Below are 16,623 nucleotides of genomic sequence, written 5' to 3'. Positions count from 1 at the left end.
TCCACTCACCCGATACCGCTTGGGCGTTGAGACGCTCGCGCCGTCCTAAGGGTTCCCGCGATCAGTTACCCGCCGGAGCCTGCTGCGACTGCGGCGTGACCGAACCGGCCCGGTCGTCGATCGGCACGGTGTCGAACGCGCGAAGCACGTCTTGCGTGTTCAGTGAAGCACCGGTCGGCAGGATCCGGACGATCGACTCGGGTGCGGGCACCCGCTTGTTGAGCCCGATGGAGTCGGCCGTGACCGCATCGGGGACGCCGTACCGGATCCCGCGATCGGAGATCAGCTGGATCGGCCCCTTGTCGAAGGTCTCCCTGCCCGTCGCCGACTGGACGACGGCCGCGAAACCGGGCTCCATGAAGAAACTGTTGATCGGCGCGCCGACCGGACCGGGGGTGCCGATCTTGACACCGGGCGCCGAACCGTCGGCGTTCCTGCCCTTCGGCAGCTTGTCGTCGACGAACACCGCGGTGTGCCCGTCCCTGCTGGCGCCTTCACCGGTGATGGACCAGCTCAGGCAGGAAACCCGCGAACCCTGGGTCGCGTTGAGCACCGTCGGCACGGCCTGGGGGTACGCGTCGAGCTCGACGAAGCCCTGCTGCCCCGCGGTCACCCGCGTGATGGTGCGGATCTTGCCCTGCGCCACGGACATCACCGAGGTGCTGCCGTCGTTCTTCCCGGTCTGGACGATGTCGGCGACCGCCGGGGAAACGGGCTGGATCCCTTCCTTCAGGATGATGTGAAAGTCCTTCCGCCCCTCGGCCTGCTCGGTGGAGAAGACGTCGCCGACCTTCAGGCCCTCGATCTGGAAGTTGGGGTTCTCCCCCTTGCCCTCGACGTCCGGCAGCTTCAGCTCCGGCACCTCGGGAATCGCGTCCAGCAGGCCCTGCGAAATCCCGCGAGGCTGATCGGGCAGCTTCAACGCGGAAAGGACCGCGCTCGCGTCAGGCTTGATCTCCGCCTTGACGGCGTTCGCGTTCGGGAGGTTGGGATTCGCCGCCAGCCGGTAGATCAGATAGGTCCTGCCGTTGGCTCCCTTGGCCAGCAGGGCCTCGTTCTGGCCGAGCTCACGGTTTCCGAGTTGCTTCACACCGGCGTAGACGGTCGTTTCCGTCTTCGTCAGATCGGGCTTCGGCACCGACGGGTCGTACATGACCTCGTCGCACACACCCCAGTCCGCGCTGACGCGCTGGCCTTCCGTCGGCATCAGCTGCGGGCCGTTGGGAATGCCCATGAGCTGGCCGCGGGGAATGTTCTTCAGCTGTTCGTCCGAAACGACTGTGGGGTTCTTCACTTCGGAGGCCTGCGTGGGCCCGGAAGGCTTGGTTCCCGCCTGCTGCGCCCCCTGCTTCGACTGCGCGATGATCAGCAGCCGCGCGGAGGCGAGGTTGAAGGTCGGGATCAGTTTCTTCGGGTTCCCGGCCACGACGTAGACCGTCCCGGACTGTTCGCCGATGACGATGTTGCCCGCTTCCGGAACGGAGGGCTTCGGGCTCAGCAGTCCCCAGATCACGAAGACCAGGACGCCCAGCGCGGCCAGCACGACACCCACGATGGTGGCCCGCGTGTGCGTGCGCATCGGGTCGTGGAGCATGACTGCGTCGCGACGGACCAGCGCCGATTGCATTCGGCGCAGAACGAACTGATAAGCCTGAACTTGAGACTTAGTAGTCGGTGTTGATGGCATTCTCGACCTACAGTCCTCCCCGTCGCGGTACGGTTCCGCAGGATAGCCGTACGGGGACCGTCTGGTGTGGGGTTTCTACCAACTCCAGCTAGTGTCAAGTTCCTCGGGACCGGCTTTCCGGGTACGCAGCACGCACGAGGGGAAGAGAAAGCGCGGATGTCCGTCACCACTCCTCCACGTCCGCCCGGCCCTCCGGGGTCGCAACCTCCGGGCCGTCCTCCGGGACCGCCGCCAAGGCCAGGCAGACCAGGTGGTCCGGGTGGCCCGGCAGGGGGCCCGGGAGGCCCCGGTGTTCCTCGTGGCCCCAGTGGCCCCAGTGGCCCGGGAGGGCCTGGGGGTCCCGGTGGCCCGGGAGGCCCCGGTGGGCCAGGTGGCCCTGGCGGTCCTCCGTCCGGTGGCCCCGGCCCGCAGTCCGGTCCTCCGCCCGCTCCGGTGACCCGGATCGCGGCGCCCTCGCGGCGCCGGACCGGTGGGATCAACCTCGGTCCGCTGCCCGTGGCGAATCTGGTCGTGCTCGAACTCGGGCTCGCGATCGGCCTCGTCCTGCTCGCGATCGAAATGAAGCTGAAGTACGTCGCGATCGGCGTGCTCGGGGTCGCGATCATCATCGCGTTCCTGCGCTGGGGCGGCCGCTGGTTCACCCAATGGGCTGGACTCACCCTGCGGTACATGTTCCGTTCGCACGATCGGGTGGCGAACCCGCTTCCGCCGAGCAGCATCGAGACGCTCGCCGCCGAAGAGGACGCCGTCACCGGCCCCGACGACGCCCGGGTGAACCTGCTGCGCCTCGCCGTCCCCGACCTCGTCGTCGCGCACGGTGTGGACCACGAACGCCAGCAGGTCGGTCTCGCTTGGAACGACGGGACGTGGACCGCGGTCCTGCTCGTCGAACCCGCGCCAGCGCTGATCACCCAGGCAGGTGGCGCGCCGAGCCTGCCGCTGTCCGCGCTCGCGCCGTGTCTCGAAGACCGCGGTGTGGTCCTCGACTCGATCCAGATGATCTGGCACTGCTACCCGGGTAGCGCGGCGCTTCCGTCGGACTCGCCGGCGCTCAGCTCCTACATGGAGGTGCTCGGCCCGCTGCCCGCGGCGGCGCGGCGCACGACGTGGGTCGCCATCCGGCTCGACCCGCGCCGGTGCCCGGCCGCCATCCGCGAACGCGGCGGCGGCGTCGTCGGTGCGCATCGCGCGCTGATCGGCGCGCTGTCCCGAGTGCGCAACGCCCTGGAGTCGCAGGGTGTGCCGACCCGGCCGCTCGATCCGGACGAGCTGCTGCGCTCCAGCATTTCGGCCGCGGAACTGACCGCGGTCGCCGGTTCGCCCGCGAAGGTCGGCCTGCAGGAACGCTGGACCGGCGTCACCGCGGCGGGCATCGGGCACGCGAGCTACGCGATCACCAGCTGGCCGAAGGGCAAGATCAGCGGCAGCCTGAACGCGCTGACCAGTGTCCGCGCGCTTTCGGCGACCGTGGCGATGTCGATCTCGCCGTCCGCGGACGAAGGCAAGATCGGCCTGCGGGGCATCGTGCGCCTGAGCGCGCGGAATCCGCGTGAACTGGACGCGGCCGACCAGCGGCTGCAGGGCGTCTCGGAGCGGCTGGGTGTGGCGCTGACTCCGTTGCGCGGCCTGCAGATCTCCGGGTTCTCCGCGACTTTGCCGATCGGAGGCACGGCATGAGCACCCGTATGCGTGACGCCGGGCAGAACGCCGGTGTCGCCCCGGAATTCACCGTCGACCCGGCGATGCTCGACGCGATCAGCCCGTCCGGCGACCGGGGCGGGATCGTCCTCGGCTCCGGGCTCAAGGGCGAGCCGCTGACGATCTCCGCGCTGCGCTCGACGCCGACCCGGATCGTGCTCGTCGGCGGCCTGTACCTGGCCCGCCAGGTGGCGCTGCGGGCGATGGCGGTCGGGGCGTGGGTCGTCGTGGCGACCGGTCGTCCGGCCGCGTGGCAGGTTCTTCCGCAGGCGGCGGGAAATCAGCCCAACGGCAGGCCTTCGCCGCTGGTGCAGATCCGGCGGCTGTCGCCGGTGGATCTCCCGCGCCCGTCCGAGGACGCGCCGCTGCTGGTGGTGACCGACGGCGGTCCGACGCCGCAGGACCTGTTCCCGCCGCGGTCTCCGTGGCAGACGACGGTCTACGTGCTGCCGTACCTGCACCCGCAGGCCGGGGCGACCGCGAACGCGGCCGACCTGGTGCTGATGCAGCGGCTCCCGCCGGGTCAGGCCGAACTGGCCGCGCGGATCTGGCGGCTCCCGCCGCAGATGATGAAGCAGCTCACGACGTTGAAGGACGACCAGGTCGTCGCGCTGGGCCGCAACCTCTGGCGTCCCCTTCGCCTGGTCACCACCGCGAAAGAACAGCAACTCCTGGGCCCAGTCCGGCGCGGCGACTAACCCAGACGCAGCGACTTTCGCGGGCTAATCGCGCTCCGCGGGGGCATTGTCCACATCGGACAGTGCCCCCGTTTTGCGTTCCGGCCGCGTCACGATTAGCCCGCGAAAGTCGACCTGTGGCGCGAGTTTGGCTGTCAAGGGGCAATCGCGCTGGCTGTGGATAACCGGGGGCTTGTGGATAAACAGCCCTCGTAGACCGGTGATGGGCATGGGTTGTCGGTCTCGCAGATCATCGTGTTCGCATGACCAAGCCATTTGATTCATCTCATCTCCCCGACATCTTCCGCGGCTCCGAGGCGCGCAAAGCGGGGCTCATCACGGCGAGCCGTCTGCGCGGTCCCAGCGTCCGGAGGCTGTTCCAGGACGTCTACACGCGCGCAGACGTCGAGGTCACACACGAATTGCGTTGCCGGGGCGCAGCGTTGCTGGCGCCTCCGGAAGCCGTGCTGACCGGACGATCGGCCGCGACCGTTCATGGTGTCGCACTGGCCAACCCCGGCGATCCGGTCGAGATGGTGGTACCCGAAAAACACCGCTTCGGCCCGATAGACGGCATCAAGATTCGGCGTACCGAGGTCAAGCCCGAAGAATCGAAGCCGTGGCACGGTATTCGTATCGCGCGTAGGAGCCGGATCGCACTGGATCTACTGCTCCGGCTTTCTCCGCGCAAATCCGGGTGGGTCCGACGGCTCCGCATCGGCGTCCCGGATCTGGACCAGTTCATGAGGGCCACGAAGCTGACCGATCTGCATCTCAACGGGGAGTTCTACGGGCGCCGCAATCGGGGAATCCGCTTGGCCAGACATGCTTTGCGGCTGTCCGACCCTCGTGCGGAGTCACCCCCGGAATCGGAGGTCCGCATCGTGCTGGCCGCCGCCGGCATCACGGCGACACCTCAACTCGAGGTCTTCTCCCGAACCGGTCATTTCATCGCTCGCCTCGACCTCGGGGACGAGAAGTTCCGAGTCGCCATCGAGTACGACGGACGATGGCACAACACACCGAAACAGCAGGCCTACGACCGCAAACGCCGAAGACGGGCAGAAGCCGAAGGCTGGCGCTTCGTCATCGTCACCGCGGAAGACCTCGCGAACGACCTCAGGGACGTCGTCGAGGCCGTCTGGCGCGCCCGACGTGGCGCGTTTAGCCCGCTAACTGTGCCGCGGCCGGGTCAGGAGGAGGTGCGCATGGCGCGCGTTTGATCGGCGCGGGAGGCGAGTTCGCTGTCCGGCGGGTAGTCGACGGCCATCAGCGTCAGACCGTGTGCGGGAGCGACTGCGCTGTCGCGCGTGCGGCTCTCCAAGACGTCGCCGGGCCAAGCCAGCGGACGACGACCGTCGCCGACCAGGAGCAGTGCCCCGACCAGGCTGCGCACCATCGAATGGCAGAACGCGTCGGCGGAGACGTCGACCTCGACCTCGTGCGGTCCGGTCCGCCGCCAGACAAGCCGCTGCAGCTCTCGAATAGTCGTCCCACCTTCGCGCTGCTTACAGAAAGCCGCGAAGTCCTGGAGCCCCATCAGAGACGCCGAAGCCTCGTTCATCGCGTCGATCGAAAGCGGCCGTCCCCAGGCGAGCGTGTCGTGACGCCGCAAGGGATCCACGCCCCAAGGCGCATCCGAGACGCGGTAGAGGTAGTGCCTCCGCACGGCGGAAAACCGTGCGTCGAACCCGGGCGCGGCGACCCGGGCACCCAGCACCCGCACGTCACCCGGCAGGTACCGGTTCCAGCGGTGCCGCATCCGCCCCAGGTCAGGAATGCCCTGCTCGTCCAGTTCCAGACGACCGGATCGCGTTTTGCCCGCTAAAGGCGACACGTCGACGTGGACCACCTGGCCGGCCGCGTGCACACCGGCATCGGTGCGGCCGGCGACGACGACGGACTTCGGGACCGAGGCTCCTGGAGGCTGTTTCGCGAGTGCCTCTTCGAGGACTCCCTGGACCGTCCGCCGCCCGGGCTGCCGGGCCCAGCCGGAGAAATCGGTGCCGTCGTAGGAAACATCCAGACGCAGACGAACGAGCCCGCCCTCCGCAGTGGGAGTGGCGGGCTCGTCCGGGGTGTTCGGTGCCGTCAGGACGTCAGTCCTTCTTGCTGTCCGCGTCCGCGGCGGGGGCCTCAGCGGCCTCGTCGGCGGCGGGAGCCTCGGTGGCCTCCGGAGCCTCGGTGGCGGCCTTGTCGGCAGCCTCAGGGGCGTCAGTGGTCTCCTCGGCGGCCGGGGCGGCAGCCTTCGGCTCGTCCTTGGCGAACTTCGTCTTGCGCGCGGCCTCGGCCTCGGCGGTGACGGTCTTCTCGGCCACCAGCTCGATGACCGCCATGGGGGCGTTGTCGCCCTTGCGCGCCATCGTCTTGGTGATCCGGGTGTAGCCACCCGGACGCTCCGCGAAGAACGGGCCGATCTCGGCGATCAGCTTGTGCACGACATCCTTGTCGCGCACGATGCGCTGGATCTGACGACGGTTGTGCAGGTCGCCCCGCTTCGCCTTCGTGATCAGCTTCTCGGCCAGCGGGCGCACCCGCCGGGCCTTCGCCTCGGTCGTCGTGATCTTGCCGTGCTCGAACAGCTGGGTGGCCAGGTTGGCCAGGATCAGCCGTTCGTGCGCGGGCGACCCGCCGAGACGGGGTCCCTTTGTGGGGGTGGGCATCGGTTCTCCTCGTTCAGCTCACAGCTGGAGGCCGGGGCTCCCCCACCCCTACCGGTGAGGGAGCCGAAGCTGGCCTTACAGCTGCTCCGTCTCTGCGTAGTCCTGGCCATCGTCGTGGCCGTTGTCCGAAATTCCGTCCGTGATGCTGTCGACGCCCTCGGACCAGCCTTCACCGTCGTAGCTGGCCGCGGCCGCGGTCGGGTCGAACCCGGGCGGGCTGTCCTTCAGCGCGAGGCCGAGACCGACGAGCTTGAGCTTGACCTCGTCGATCGACTTCGCACCGAAGTTGCGGATGTCCAGCAGGTCGGCCTCGCTGCGCGAGACCAGTTCGCCGACGGTGTGGATGCCCTCGCGCTTGAGGCAGTTGTACGACCGGACGGTGAGGTCCAGGTCCTCGATCGGCATCGCGTAGGCGGCGATGGTGTCCGCCTCCTGCGGCGACGGGCCGATCTCGATGCCTTCGGCGTCGACGTTCAGCTCGCGCGCGAGACCGAACAGTTCCACCAGCGTCTTACCGGCCGACGCGACAGCGTCCCGCGGCGTGATCGACGGCTTCGTCTCCACGTCCAGGATCAGCTTGTCGAAGTCGGTGCGCTGCTCGACACGGGTGGCCTCGACCTTGTAGGTCACCTTCAGCACCGGGGAGTAGATGGAGTCGACCGGGATCCGGCCGATCTCCGCGCCCGCCTGCTTGTTCTGCAGGGCCGGAACGTAACCGCGGCCGCGCTCGACGACGAGCTCGATCTCGAGCTTGCCCTTGCCGTTCAGCGACGCGATGTGCAGATCCGGGTTGTGCACGGTGACACCGGCCGGGGGCACGATGTCGGCAGCGGTGACCTCACCGGGGCCCTGCTTGCGCAGGTACATGGTGACCGGCTCGTCCTCTTCCGAGGAGACCACGAGCTCCTTGAGGTTCAGGATGATGTCGGTGACGTCTTCCTTCACCCCGGGAACGGTGGTGAACTCGTGCAGCACGCCGTCGATGCGGATGCTCGTCACGGCCGCGCCCGGAATGGACGACAGCAGCGTACGACGCAGCGAGTTGCCGAGCGTGTAGCCGAAGCCGGGCTCCAGCGGTTCGATGGTGAACCGGGAGCGGGTCTCGTTGACCGTCTCTTCGCCGAGAGCCGGTCGCTGGGAAATCAGCATCTTTCCTATTTCCTTTCCAAACGGCGCCCGCCATATGACACCGAAAGGGATGGCGACGCGGCGGCGCATTCCGAGCGCCGCCGCGCGAACCCATACCGGGCCGGAGGATCTCCGGCCCGGTGATGGATCACTTCGAGTAGAGCTCGACGATCAGCTGTTCCTGAACCGGAACGTCGATCTGAGCGCGCTCCGGGAGCTGGTGGACCAGCACACGGAGATTGGACGGAACAACCTGGAGCCACGCGGGAACGGGACGTTCGCCGAACGACTCCTTGGCAGCGACGAAGGGCAGCATCGCGAACGACTTCGGCCGCACGTCGATGATGTCCCACTTGCTGACCTGGAACGAGGGCACGTTGACCTTGATGCCGTTGACCACGAAGTGACCGTGGCTCACCAGCTGACGCGCCTGACGGCGGGTGCGGGCGATACCGGCGCGGTAGATCACGTTGTCCAGACGGGACTCGAGGATCTGCAGCAGGTTCTCACCGGTCTTACCCGGACGCCGGACGGCTTCCTTGTAGTACCGGACGAACTGACGCTCGAGAACGCCGTAGGTGTAACGAGCCTTCTGCTTCTCCTGCGACTGCAGGAGGTACTCGGACTCCTTGATGCGCCCGCGGCCGTGCTGGCCCGGCGGGTAGGGGCGACGCTCGAAAGCCTGGTCGCCGCCAATGAGGTCAACCTTGAGGCGACGCGAAATACGCGTCGCGGGGCCGGTGTAACGAGCCATTTCTTCTTACTCCTCCCCGTTCCTCAGACCCGGCGCCGCTTGGGCGGGCGGCAGCCGTTGTGAGGCTGCGGGGTCACGTCCTGGATGGTGCCGACCTCGAGGCCGGCCGCCTGCAGCGAGCGGATCGCCGTCTCGCGGCCCGAACCCGGGCCCTTCACGAAAACGTCGACCTTCTTCATGCCGTGTTCGGCAGCCTTGCGGGCAGCGTTCTCGGCGGCCATCTGCGCGGCGAACGGGGTGGACTTACGCGAGCCCTTGAAGCCCACGTGACCACTCGACGCCCACGCGATCACGGCACCGGTGGGGTCCGTGATCGAGACGATGGTGTTGTTGAAGGTGCTCTTGATGTGCGCGTGGCCATGCGCGACATTCTTCTTTTCCTTGCGGCGGACCTTCTTGGCCCCCGCCGCAGTACGAGACTTCGGTGGCATGTTCTGAGGGTTCTCCTGTTAGCGCGCGTTCTCTTGGTGAGCGGCGACCGCTTCGGCCTGGCCGCGACGGATGATCGATCCGGCGTCGGTGTACAGGTTGCGGAGCGCCATCGGGCGGGCGTAGAGCGCCTTGGGCGAGACACAAGCCGAGCCGCGACGGCGGACGCCGCCCATCTGCACGACCTTCTTGCCCTGGACGCTCACTTCTTGCCAGCCTTCTTCTTGCCGGCGACCGTCTTCTTCGGACCCTTGCGGGTGCGGGCGTTGGTCTTGGTGCGCTGACCACGGACGGGCAGTCCGCGACGCCAGCGAAGGCCCTCGTAGCACCCGATCTCGATCTTCCGACGGATGTCGGCGTTCACCTCACGGCGAAGGTCACCCTCGACCTTGAAGTTCTCTTCGATGTAGACCCGCAGCTTGGCGAGGTCGTCATCGCTCAGATCCTTGACGCGAGTGTCCGCGTTGAGCTCGGCAGCCGCGACGAGCTGCTTCGAGCGGGTACGGCCGATGCCGTAGATGTAAGTCAGCGCGATCTCCAACCGCTTTTCGCGGGGGAGGTCTACGCCAGCGAGTCGTGCCATTGGCGTTGATGCTCCTTCATAGAATTCGTCTTCAGGTCTGCTCCCCGTCCGGTCCCGGGACCGACTCGCCTGTCGTGCCCTTGGCTTGCGCTTCGGGTGTCCCGGCCCCGGCCTGAAGTCCGGGGGTGAACCGGGCCGTTCGCACGGCCCGGCAGGTGCGGGGAGATTGTGTAGCCGTCAATCCACTCTGAACGAGTGCGAGTGATCAGCCCTGCCGCTGCTTGTGCCGCAGGTTTTCGCAGATCACCATGATCCGGCCGTGACGGCGGATCACCTTGCACTTGTCGCAGATCTTCTTGACGCTCGGCTGGACCTTCACGTCTCCTGCTCTCCTGCTTGTGCTAACTCGTCGTGATCACTTGTAGCGGTAGACGATGCGACCACGAGACAAGTCGTAGGGCGAGAGCTCCACGACAACCCTGTCCTCGGGCAGGATGCGGATGTAGTGCTGCCGCATCTTGCCGCTGATGTGTGCAAGGACCTTGTGGCCGTTCTCCAACTCGACGCGGAACATCGCGTTGGGGAGCGGCTCGACTACGCGGCCTTCGACCTCGATGGCCCCGTCTTTCTTGCCCATGTCCTCCGCATTTCCTGTCGCTACGCTGTGTTATCAGTCAGAGCTTGAGTGCTTGGCTGGGTGGTGCTTCGGCACACTCCTCCCCGGGTCCAATGTCCGTTCGCGAGAATTCACGAGCGCGCAGGATCCGGGCGCGATGAGTACACCGACTTGACAGTGTACGCAACCCGTGTCGTGAGCCCCAAACGGGGGGTAACCGTGTTAGGTGACCCGTGAGCCCACCGGTGGCGACCTCAACCATCGTACGCCTCCGCCGACCTGCGTTTAGCGGGCAAATCGCGCTCCGGCAGGCCTGTGACCTGGCGCGCTCGGCGGGGAGGTGCACCCGATGGGGCCAACGCCCGGGCGCCTCATCGGCGGGGCTCGGCACTGCGCCGACCAGTGGGCGGACTTGCGTTTAGCGGGCAAATCGCGATCCAGGGGCCACTTGCGTTTAGCGGGCTAAACGCGATCCGGAGCCAGGGGGATCAGGCGTCTTCGGGGGCTGTCAGCACCCACGGGCCGTCATCGGTGATGGCGACGGTGTGTTCCCAGTGCGAGGCCCGCGAGCCGTCCGCGGTCACGACGGTCCAGCCGTCCTCGAGTTCGACGGTCTCACCGCCGCCACCGGTCAGCATGGGCTCGATCGCGAGCGCCATCCCGGTCTTGAGCCGCGGGCCCTTGCCCGGCTTGCCCAGGTTCGGCAGGAAGGGGTCCATGTGCATCTGGCGCCCGATCCCGTGACCGCCGTATTCGACGATCATCCCGTACTCGACGCCGTCGTCCCGGCCCGCCTTCTCGGCTGCTGTCTGCACGGCGTACGAGATGTCCGTGAGCCGGCCACCTGCCGCCACCGCGGCGATCCCCGCCCACATCGCGGCCTCGGTGGCCGCCGAAAGCGCCAGATCCGCCTTCGACACCTCACCGATCGCGAGGGTGACCGCGGAGTCGCCGTGCCAGCCGTCGAGGATCGCGCCACAGTCGACGGAGATGATGTCGCCGTCGTTCAGGACCTGCGTCTTCGAGGGGATGCCGTGGACGATCTGCTCGTTCACCGAGGCGCAGATCGACGCCGGGAAGCCGTGGTAGCCCTTGAACGAGGGCACCGCGCCGGCATCGCGGATCGTCTGCTCGGCGAGTTCGTCGAGATCAGCCGTGGTCGCCCCCGGCTTGGCGATCTCGCGCACCGCGGTGAGGGTGCGCCAGACGACCAGGCCGGCGGCCCGCATCGCCTGGATCTCACCAGGGGTCTTGATTTCGATCATGCGCCCACGACGAAGCCGTTGCAGTACACGCAGTCCTCCGAGGTTCACGTGCGGTCGCGCAGCGCTTCCAGCACGCGGGCGGAGATCTCGTCGACCGAGCCGACGCCGTCGACCGTGACGAGGATTTCCGCGTAGTACTCGAGCAGCGGAGCCGTCTCGGACACGTAGATCTGCTGACGGCGGCGAATGACCTCTTCGGTGTCGTCCGAGCGGCCGCGGGACAGCAGCCGCTCGACGACGACGTCTTCGGAGACCTGGAGCTGGATGACCGCGTTCAGCTCGGTGTCGACCTCGCCGAGGATCTCGCCGAGAACGTCCGCCTGCTTCGTGTTCCGGGGGAACCCGTCCAGCAGGAAGCCGACCTTGGCGTCGGGCTCGGCGAGGCGCTCCCGGACCATCTCGTTCGTGACCGAGTCGGGCACGAGTTCGCCGGAATCCAGGTAGCGCTTGGCCTCCTGACCCAGCGGCGTCTGCTCGCCCACGTGGGCGCGGAACAGATCGCCGGTCGAGATGTGCGGGATCCGGAGCTTCTCCGACAGTGCTACCGCCTGAGTACCTTTGCCCGCGCCAGGAGGGCCAACGAGAACCAGGCGCGTCACTTCAAGAACCCTTCGTAGTTACGTTGCATCAGCTGGCTTTCGATCTGCTTCACGGTGTCGAGACCGACACCGACCATGATCAGCACAGCCGTGCCACCGAACGGGAAGTTCTGGTTGTTCCCGCTACCGGTAACGGACAAGAAGAAGTTCGGAAGGATCGCGATGATGCCCAGGTACAGCGAGCCCGGCAGGGTGATCCGGCCGAGGACGTAGCTGAGGTATTCCGCGGTGGGACGCCCCGGGCGGATACCCGGGATGAAGCCACCGAACTTCTTCATTTCTTCCGCACGCTCGTCCACGTTGAACGTGATCGTGATGTAGAAGTACGTGAAGAAGATGATCAACGCGAAGTACAGCAGGACGTGCGCCCAGCTGGACTGGTTGACGATGTAGTTCTGGATGAAGACCTGCCAGCCGGAGTTGCTGTTGGCGTCGCCGACGAGGCGGGCGATCAGGTCCGGCAGGTAGAGCAGCGACGAGGCGAAGATGACCGGGATGACACCGGCCTGGTTCACCTTGATCGGCAGGTAGGTCGAGGTCCCGCCGTACATGCGGCGGCCGATCATGCGCTTGGCGTACTGCACCGGGATCCGGCGCTGGCCCTGCTCGACGAAGATGACGCTGGCGATGATCACCAGGCCGAACACGCAGATCAAGGTGAAGACCACCGGGCCGGCGCTGCTGAGGATGTTGCCACCCTCGATCGGGATCCGGGCCGCGATGTTCAGGAAGATCAGGACGGACATGCCGTTGCCGACGCCGCGCTCGGTGATCAGCTCACCCAGCCACATCATGACGGCGGTACCGGCGGTCATCGTGACGACGATGATGGCCAGCGTGTAGACGCTGTTGTCCGGGATGATCGCGGTCTCGCACTGCGGGAAGAGCTGCTTGCGGTCGGCGAGCGCCACCACGCCGGTGGCCTGCAGGATCGCGAGCGCGATCGTCAGGTACCGGGTGTACTGGGTCAGCTTGCCCTGGCCGGCCTGGCCTTCCTTCTTCAGCTCCTCGAACCGCGGGATGACCACGGTGAGAAGCTGGACGATGATGCTCGCCGTGATGTACGGCATGATGCCGGTCGAGAACAGCGAGAGCTGCAGCAGCGCACCGCCGCTGAACAGGTTCAGAAGCTGATAGACGCCCTCCTGCGACCCGGTTTCCGTACATTGCTGGACGGCGGAGTACGAAATGCCCGGGGCCGGGATGGTGGCACCGATTCGGTAGACCGCGACGATGGCTAGCGTGAACAGGATCTTCTTACGTAGATCCGGCGTCGCGAGAGCCGAGCGGAAGGCGCTGAGCACGCGGGGGACCTCCTCGGCGTCGTCGGCTGTCTTACCGACGATCGGCTTGGCCGACCTGGGGCCGGCGGGAACACACAGCTTTCTGGCACAAGCCAGGAACGCTTCGGGGCACACTCGTCCCGAAGCGTGTCGCCGACTCTAACAGCTTCACAGGGCGTGTCCGCAGTGCGTGTGGGTTTTCCGAACGAAGGTTGGTCCGCAGGGTTGATCGACTTCCGCATCTTGCTCCGGAACCTTGACAGAACGCCCTGTCGTACCTTGCTTTCCGGGCCCCATCAGATCGCGATTAGGGGGCTAAACGCACCGTGATCAGGGAGCGGGTTCAGGAGCTCGAAGCGGCGAGGGCGCCCGCCATACCGAGCAGCACGACTCCGGTGCCGCGATCGACGTTGCGAGTGGCCCGGCGGGACAGCCGGAGCGACTTCACGAGCGTGCCGACGCCGATGTAGGTCGCGCCCGCGACGAATTCGGCGAGCAGGTAGACGGCGCCGAGGATCGCGATCTGGGTGGAAAAGGAGCCGTGAGCTGCGTCGATGAACTGGGGCACGAACGCGGTGAAGATGAGGATCGCCTTCGGGTTCGTGATCGCGACGACGAATTCCTTCCTCGCGATCCGCAGGGCCGGTACGGATTCAGTGCCCCGAGGCTCCTGGAGCAGCGCGGTCCGGTCGCCGCGGAACGTCGACCACAACAGCCGTCCGCCGATCCAAAGCAGGTAGGCGACACCTGCCCATTTGATCACCGTGAGTGCAAGTTCAGAGGCGGCGAGGAGCTGTCCGAGTCCTGCGGCGACGGCCGTGATCAACACGGTGAACGCGGCCAATCGGCCTAACAGCCCGGCGAGCCCTTTCCATGCCCCTTGGGTCATGCCGTGGTGCAGGCCGAGCAGATTGTTCGCCCCTGGCGTAAAAGCCACGAGCACCGCCGCCCCGAAAAAGACCATCACCCAAGTCATCGGCCACCTCCTCCCCCACCGTATCGGCCGAGGCGAGCGCGTTTAGCGGGCTAATCGCGCTCTTTCGGGCCAGGATCCGGCGGTGGGGCGAAGGCCGAGTAGTCCGGCGGCGGCTCGGGCTGCGGCTCCGGCGGGAGCACCGTGATGGAGATGCCATGTTTCGGCGTGGGCATATCCGCGAGACCCGGATCCTCGGCCAGCGAGAGCTCGGGCTCCTCGACGCGGTGACTCATGACCGCCGCGCCTGCCGCGGCGACGACAGCGGCGAAAAGAGCCCAGATACCCGCGTCGAACGTCAGCGTACCGTCGGTGGGTTCACCCAGTTGGTGTCCGAAGCCCTGCATGGAGGCGGTGACGACGACCCCGGTGAGGAACACCGCCGCGCAGGTGCTGAGCCATCGGTCCAGGCCGCCCGGCCGTCGCAGCCGGGCGGCGCGAGCGCTGACGATCGCGGCCGCCAGGAGGATCGCCGCGGCGATCAGCAAGGGAGCACCGACAGGCGACGCTGCCGTGACGAGGGAGGGACCACCGTCCTGGATGATCTTCGTTTCCCACGCGCCCTGGACGACCACGATCACGATCTTGTCGGCGCGATCGAAGCCGAGCCGATGCTCCGTGGTGAAGAACGGGAAGAAACAGCCCACGAGGGTCATGACCAGTGCGAGGGTGGCCAGCCCCGCGGCGACGAGCCTGCGGGGCTCGGGCTTGCCGGTTCGAGCGGGCTCTGCCACCGGATCCAGGGGACCCGCCACCGAGACGACCGTCGGCGGAGCGTCCGTCTGCTGCTGGAAGGGCTGCGGATCCTGCCCAGGAGGTGTGTCCACCTCGCGATCCTTCCAGCTCGCTCCCCCGCCCGCCACGCTCGCGACCCAGGTCCGACCTGCGTTTAGCCCCCTAATCGCGATCTGGGCACGGGGAGCCCAGGCGGCCTCCGGATCGCGATTAGGGGGCTAAACGCACGTCGGCGGAGCGTGGCGAGCGCAAGCGAAAGGCCCGCCGGGCGGAGCCGGGCGGGCCTTTCGGTGAAGCGAGCGAAGAAAGCTCAGAGCGTGGTGGCGGAGCCACCGGCGGCGGAGAGCTTCTCCTTGGCGGAGCCGGAGAAAGCATCGGCGGTGACGTCCAGCTTGACGCCGTTCACGTCACCGTTGCCGAGCACCTTCACGAGCTTGTTCTTCCGAACAAGACCCTTCGCGACGAGCTCCTCGTTGCCGACCTTGCCACCGTCCGGGAAAACGCGGGCGATGTCGCCCAGGTTCACCGGCTGGTACTCGGTGCGGAAGCGGTTCTTGAAGCCGCGAAGCTTCGGGAGCCGCATGTGGATGGGCATCTGCCCACCCTCGAAACCGGCGGGCACGTTCTTCCGGGCCTTGGTGCCCTTGGTACCGCGACCGGCGGTCTTGCCCTTCGAGCCCTCACCACGGCCGACGCGCATCTTCTCGCGCTTCGCGCCCGGAGCCGGACGAAGGTGGTGGATCTTGATGGCAGTCATGCCTTGACCTCCTCGACCTCCACCAGGTGGCGGACCGTGTGGATGAGGCCGCGAACCTGGGGGGTGTCTTCACGCACGACACTCTGCCGGATCTTGCGCAGCCCGAGGGTGCGCAGCGATTCACGGTGGTTGTGCTTCGTGCCGATCTTGCTCTTGACCTGGGTCACCTTGAGCTGAGTCATGTCAGACCCCCTGGCCCGCACGCTGACGCAGCATCCGAGCGGGAGCGACGTCCTCGAGCGGGAGACCGCGGCGGGCCGCGACCTCTTCGGGACGCTGCAGACCCTTCAGGGCCGCCACGGTCGCGTGCACGATGTTGATCGCGTTGTCGGAGCCGAGAGACTTCGACAGCACGTCGTGGACACCCGCGCACTCCAGCACCGCGCGGACCGGACCACCGGCGATGACACCGGTACCGGCGGAAGCCGGACGCAGCAGCACGACACCGGCGGCTTCCTCACCCTGGATCGGGTGGGGAATGGTGCCACCGACGCGGGGAACGCGGAAGAAGTTCTTCTTCGCTTCCTCGACGCCCTTGGCGATGGCCGCGGGAACTTCCTTGGCCTTGCCGTAGCCGACGCCGACCTGACCGTCGCCGTCACCGACGACCACCAGGGCGGTGAAGCTGAAGCGACGACCACCCTTGACGACCTTGGCGACGCGGTTGATCGTCACGACCTTCTCGAGGTGCGGGGTCTTGTCCTGGCCGGCCCCGCCACGACCGCTGTCGCGACGATCCCGGCCGCCACCGCGGCGTTCATTGCGGTCGTTGCCGCCCTGCCCGCCGGGTCCGCCCTGGCCGCCGCCGAATTGCCGTGTACGTCCCGGCATCAGGC

21 protein-coding genes are annotated in these 16,623 nt (G+C 67.2%); 3 read left to right on the top strand and 18 right to left on the bottom strand.

Annotated features, from left to right (window positions below; all coding sequences use genetic code 11):
* Nucleotides 1-61: 61 nt before the first annotated feature.
* Nucleotides 62-1,687 (bottom strand): type VII secretion protein EccB, encoded by a 1,626-nt coding sequence (gene eccB / locus BKN51_RS38165; RefSeq protein ID WP_101612184.1) that lies wholly within the window; start codon nucleotides 1,685-1,687, stop codon nucleotides 62-64.
* Nucleotides 1,688-2,182: 495 nt separating this feature from the next.
* Between eccB and eccE the strand changes: the two genes are divergently transcribed.
* The 3 genes from eccE (at nucleotide 2,183) to BKN51_RS38150 (ending at nucleotide 5,285) form a co-directional block, all read left to right on the top strand.
* Nucleotides 2,183-3,364, top strand: coding sequence for a type VII secretion protein EccE (gene eccE, locus BKN51_RS38160; RefSeq protein ID WP_168214643.1), 1,182 nt, complete (start codon nucleotides 2,183-2,185; stop codon nucleotides 3,362-3,364).
* Entirely contained in the window at nucleotides 3,361-4,083 is a 723-nt protein-coding gene (locus BKN51_RS38155) for a hypothetical protein (RefSeq protein ID WP_101612183.1), read from the top strand. The genes eccE and BKN51_RS38155 overlap by 4 nt, the downstream gene beginning before the upstream one ends.
* Nucleotides 4,084-4,325: 242 nt before the next feature.
* A complete protein-coding gene (locus tag BKN51_RS38150; protein ID WP_101612182.1) occupies nucleotides 4,326-5,285 on the top strand; it encodes an endonuclease domain-containing protein in 960 nt (319 codons plus the stop codon).
* Here BKN51_RS38150 and truA read toward each other — a convergent pair.
* From truA to rpsE, 17 genes are all read right to left on the bottom strand, one after another.
* Entirely contained in the window at nucleotides 5,255-6,088 is an 834-nt protein-coding gene (truA, locus tag BKN51_RS38145; protein WP_101613703.1) for a tRNA pseudouridine(38-40) synthase TruA, read from the bottom strand. The genes BKN51_RS38150 and truA overlap by 31 nt on opposite strands.
* A gap of 73 nt (nucleotides 6,089-6,161) precedes the next feature.
* Nucleotides 6,162-6,725, bottom strand: coding sequence for a 50S ribosomal protein L17 (gene rplQ, locus BKN51_RS38140; protein ID WP_101612181.1), 564 nt, complete (start codon nucleotides 6,723-6,725; stop codon nucleotides 6,162-6,164).
* 75 nt (nucleotides 6,726-6,800) lie between these two features.
* Nucleotides 6,801-7,874: a DNA-directed RNA polymerase subunit alpha gene (locus tag BKN51_RS38135; protein ID WP_005166811.1), complete on the bottom strand. Its 1,074-nt coding sequence runs from the start codon at nucleotides 7,872-7,874 to the stop codon at nucleotides 6,801-6,803.
* Between the two features lie 127 nt (nucleotides 7,875-8,001).
* Nucleotides 8,002-8,607, bottom strand: coding sequence for a 30S ribosomal protein S4 (gene rpsD / locus BKN51_RS38130; RefSeq protein WP_101612180.1), 606 nt, complete (start codon nucleotides 8,605-8,607; stop codon nucleotides 8,002-8,004).
* Nucleotides 8,608-8,630: 23 nt separating this feature from the next.
* Nucleotides 8,631-9,038, bottom strand: a complete 408-nt coding sequence (rpsK, locus tag BKN51_RS38125; RefSeq protein ID WP_004558885.1) for a 30S ribosomal protein S11 — start codon at nucleotides 9,036-9,038, stop codon at nucleotides 8,631-8,633.
* Between the two features lie 18 nt (nucleotides 9,039-9,056).
* Nucleotides 9,057-9,242, bottom strand: coding sequence for a hypothetical protein (locus BKN51_RS38120; RefSeq protein WP_034304268.1), 186 nt, complete (start codon nucleotides 9,240-9,242; stop codon nucleotides 9,057-9,059).
* The gene (gene rpsM / locus BKN51_RS38115) at nucleotides 9,239-9,619 is read right to left on the bottom strand and encodes a 30S ribosomal protein S13 (RefSeq protein ID WP_101612179.1); all 381 of its coding nucleotides are present in this window, start codon (nucleotides 9,617-9,619) and stop codon (nucleotides 9,239-9,241) included. Before rpsM ends, BKN51_RS38120 begins: the two co-directional genes overlap by 4 nt.
* A gap of 205 nt (nucleotides 9,620-9,824) precedes the next feature.
* Nucleotides 9,825-9,938 carry a 50S ribosomal protein L36 gene (rpmJ, locus tag BKN51_RS38110; RefSeq protein WP_004558882.1) on the bottom strand — a complete coding sequence of 38 codons (114 nt, stop codon included), beginning with the start codon at nucleotides 9,936-9,938 and terminating at the stop codon, nucleotides 9,825-9,827.
* 36 nt (nucleotides 9,939-9,974) lie between these two features.
* Nucleotides 9,975-10,196, bottom strand: a complete 222-nt coding sequence (infA, locus tag BKN51_RS38105) for a translation initiation factor IF-1 (RefSeq protein ID WP_005166804.1) — start codon at nucleotides 10,194-10,196, stop codon at nucleotides 9,975-9,977.
* 467 nt (nucleotides 10,197-10,663) lie between these two features.
* A complete protein-coding gene (gene map, locus BKN51_RS38100; RefSeq protein WP_101612178.1) occupies nucleotides 10,664-11,440 on the bottom strand; it encodes a type I methionyl aminopeptidase in 777 nt (258 codons plus the stop codon).
* Between the two features lie 44 nt (nucleotides 11,441-11,484).
* Nucleotides 11,485-12,039, bottom strand: a complete 555-nt coding sequence (locus BKN51_RS38095; RefSeq protein ID WP_101612177.1) for an adenylate kinase — start codon at nucleotides 12,037-12,039, stop codon at nucleotides 11,485-11,487.
* Nucleotides 12,036-13,343 (bottom strand): preprotein translocase subunit SecY, encoded by a 1,308-nt coding sequence (secY, locus tag BKN51_RS38090; RefSeq protein ID WP_101612176.1) that lies wholly within the window; start codon nucleotides 13,341-13,343, stop codon nucleotides 12,036-12,038. Before secY ends, BKN51_RS38095 begins: the two co-directional genes overlap by 4 nt.
* A gap of 322 nt (nucleotides 13,344-13,665) precedes the next feature.
* Complete coding sequence (locus BKN51_RS38085; protein WP_101612175.1) at nucleotides 13,666-14,298, bottom strand: LysE family translocator; 633 nt, start codon at nucleotides 14,296-14,298, stop codon at nucleotides 13,666-13,668.
* Between the two features lie 50 nt (nucleotides 14,299-14,348).
* The gene (locus BKN51_RS38080) at nucleotides 14,349-15,122 is read right to left on the bottom strand and encodes a hypothetical protein (protein ID WP_233223087.1); all 774 of its coding nucleotides are present in this window, start codon (nucleotides 15,120-15,122) and stop codon (nucleotides 14,349-14,351) included.
* Nucleotides 15,123-15,340: 218 nt separating this feature from the next.
* The gene (gene rplO, locus BKN51_RS38075) at nucleotides 15,341-15,787 is read right to left on the bottom strand and encodes a 50S ribosomal protein L15 (protein WP_101612174.1); all 447 of its coding nucleotides are present in this window, start codon (nucleotides 15,785-15,787) and stop codon (nucleotides 15,341-15,343) included.
* On the bottom strand, nucleotides 15,784-15,969 hold the full coding sequence (gene rpmD / locus BKN51_RS38070) for a 50S ribosomal protein L30 (protein ID WP_076163011.1): 186 nt from the start codon (nucleotides 15,967-15,969) through the stop codon (nucleotides 15,784-15,786). Before rpmD ends, rplO begins: the two co-directional genes overlap by 4 nt.
* A 1-nt stretch (nucleotide 15,970) precedes the next feature.
* Complete coding sequence (rpsE, locus tag BKN51_RS38065) at nucleotides 15,971-16,618, bottom strand: 30S ribosomal protein S5 (RefSeq protein ID WP_076163010.1); 648 nt, start codon at nucleotides 16,616-16,618, stop codon at nucleotides 15,971-15,973.
* Nucleotides 16,619-16,623 lie beyond the last annotated feature (5 nt).

This window comes from Amycolatopsis sp. BJA-103, from assembly GCF_002849735.1.
Taxonomy (GTDB): domain Bacteria; phylum Actinomycetota; class Actinomycetes; order Mycobacteriales; family Pseudonocardiaceae; genus Amycolatopsis.
Note: the sequence above shows the minus strand (reverse complement) of the source record. Positions and strands in the feature narration are given on the sequence as shown.

Coding starts and splice junctions, on each gene's coding strand:
- BKN51_RS38150 (WP_101612182.1), top strand. CDS start 4,326: ATGACCAAGCCATTTGATTCATCTCATCTCCCCGACATCTTCCGCGGC.
- BKN51_RS38085 (WP_101612175.1), bottom strand. CDS start 14,298: ATGACTTGGGTGATGGTCTTTTTCGGGGCGGCGGTGCTCGTGGCTTTT.
- rplQ (WP_101612181.1), bottom strand. CDS start 6,725: ATGCCCACCCCCACAAAGGGACCCCGTCTCGGCGGGTCGCCCGCGCAC.
- rpsD (WP_101612180.1), bottom strand. CDS start 8,607: ATGGCTCGTTACACCGGCCCCGCGACGCGTATTTCGCGTCGCCTCAAG.
- BKN51_RS38155 (WP_101612183.1), top strand. CDS start 3,361: ATGAGCACCCGTATGCGTGACGCCGGGCAGAACGCCGGTGTCGCCCCG.
- infA (WP_005166804.1), bottom strand. CDS start 10,196: ATGGGCAAGAAAGACGGGGCCATCGAGGTCGAAGGCCGCGTAGTCGAG.
- rpsE (WP_076163010.1), bottom strand. CDS start 16,618: ATGCCGGGACGTACACGGCAATTCGGCGGCGGCCAGGGCGGACCCGGC.
- eccB (WP_101612184.1), bottom strand. CDS start 1,687: ATGCCATCAACACCGACTACTAAGTCTCAAGTTCAGGCTTATCAGTTC.
- rpsK (WP_004558885.1), bottom strand. CDS start 9,038: ATGCCACCGAAGTCTCGTACTGCGGCGGGGGCCAAGAAGGTCCGCCGC.
- rplO (WP_101612174.1), bottom strand. CDS start 15,787: ATGACTGCCATCAAGATCCACCACCTTCGTCCGGCTCCGGGCGCGAAG.
- map (WP_101612178.1), bottom strand. CDS start 11,440: ATGATCGAAATCAAGACCCCTGGTGAGATCCAGGCGATGCGGGCCGCC.
- rpmD (WP_076163011.1), bottom strand. CDS start 15,969: ATGACTCAGCTCAAGGTGACCCAGGTCAAGAGCAAGATCGGCACGAAG.
- rpsM (WP_101612179.1), bottom strand. CDS start 9,619: ATGGCACGACTCGCTGGCGTAGACCTCCCCCGCGAAAAGCGGTTGGAG.
- BKN51_RS38135 (WP_005166811.1), bottom strand. CDS start 7,874: ATGCTGATTTCCCAGCGACCGGCTCTCGGCGAAGAGACGGTCAACGAG.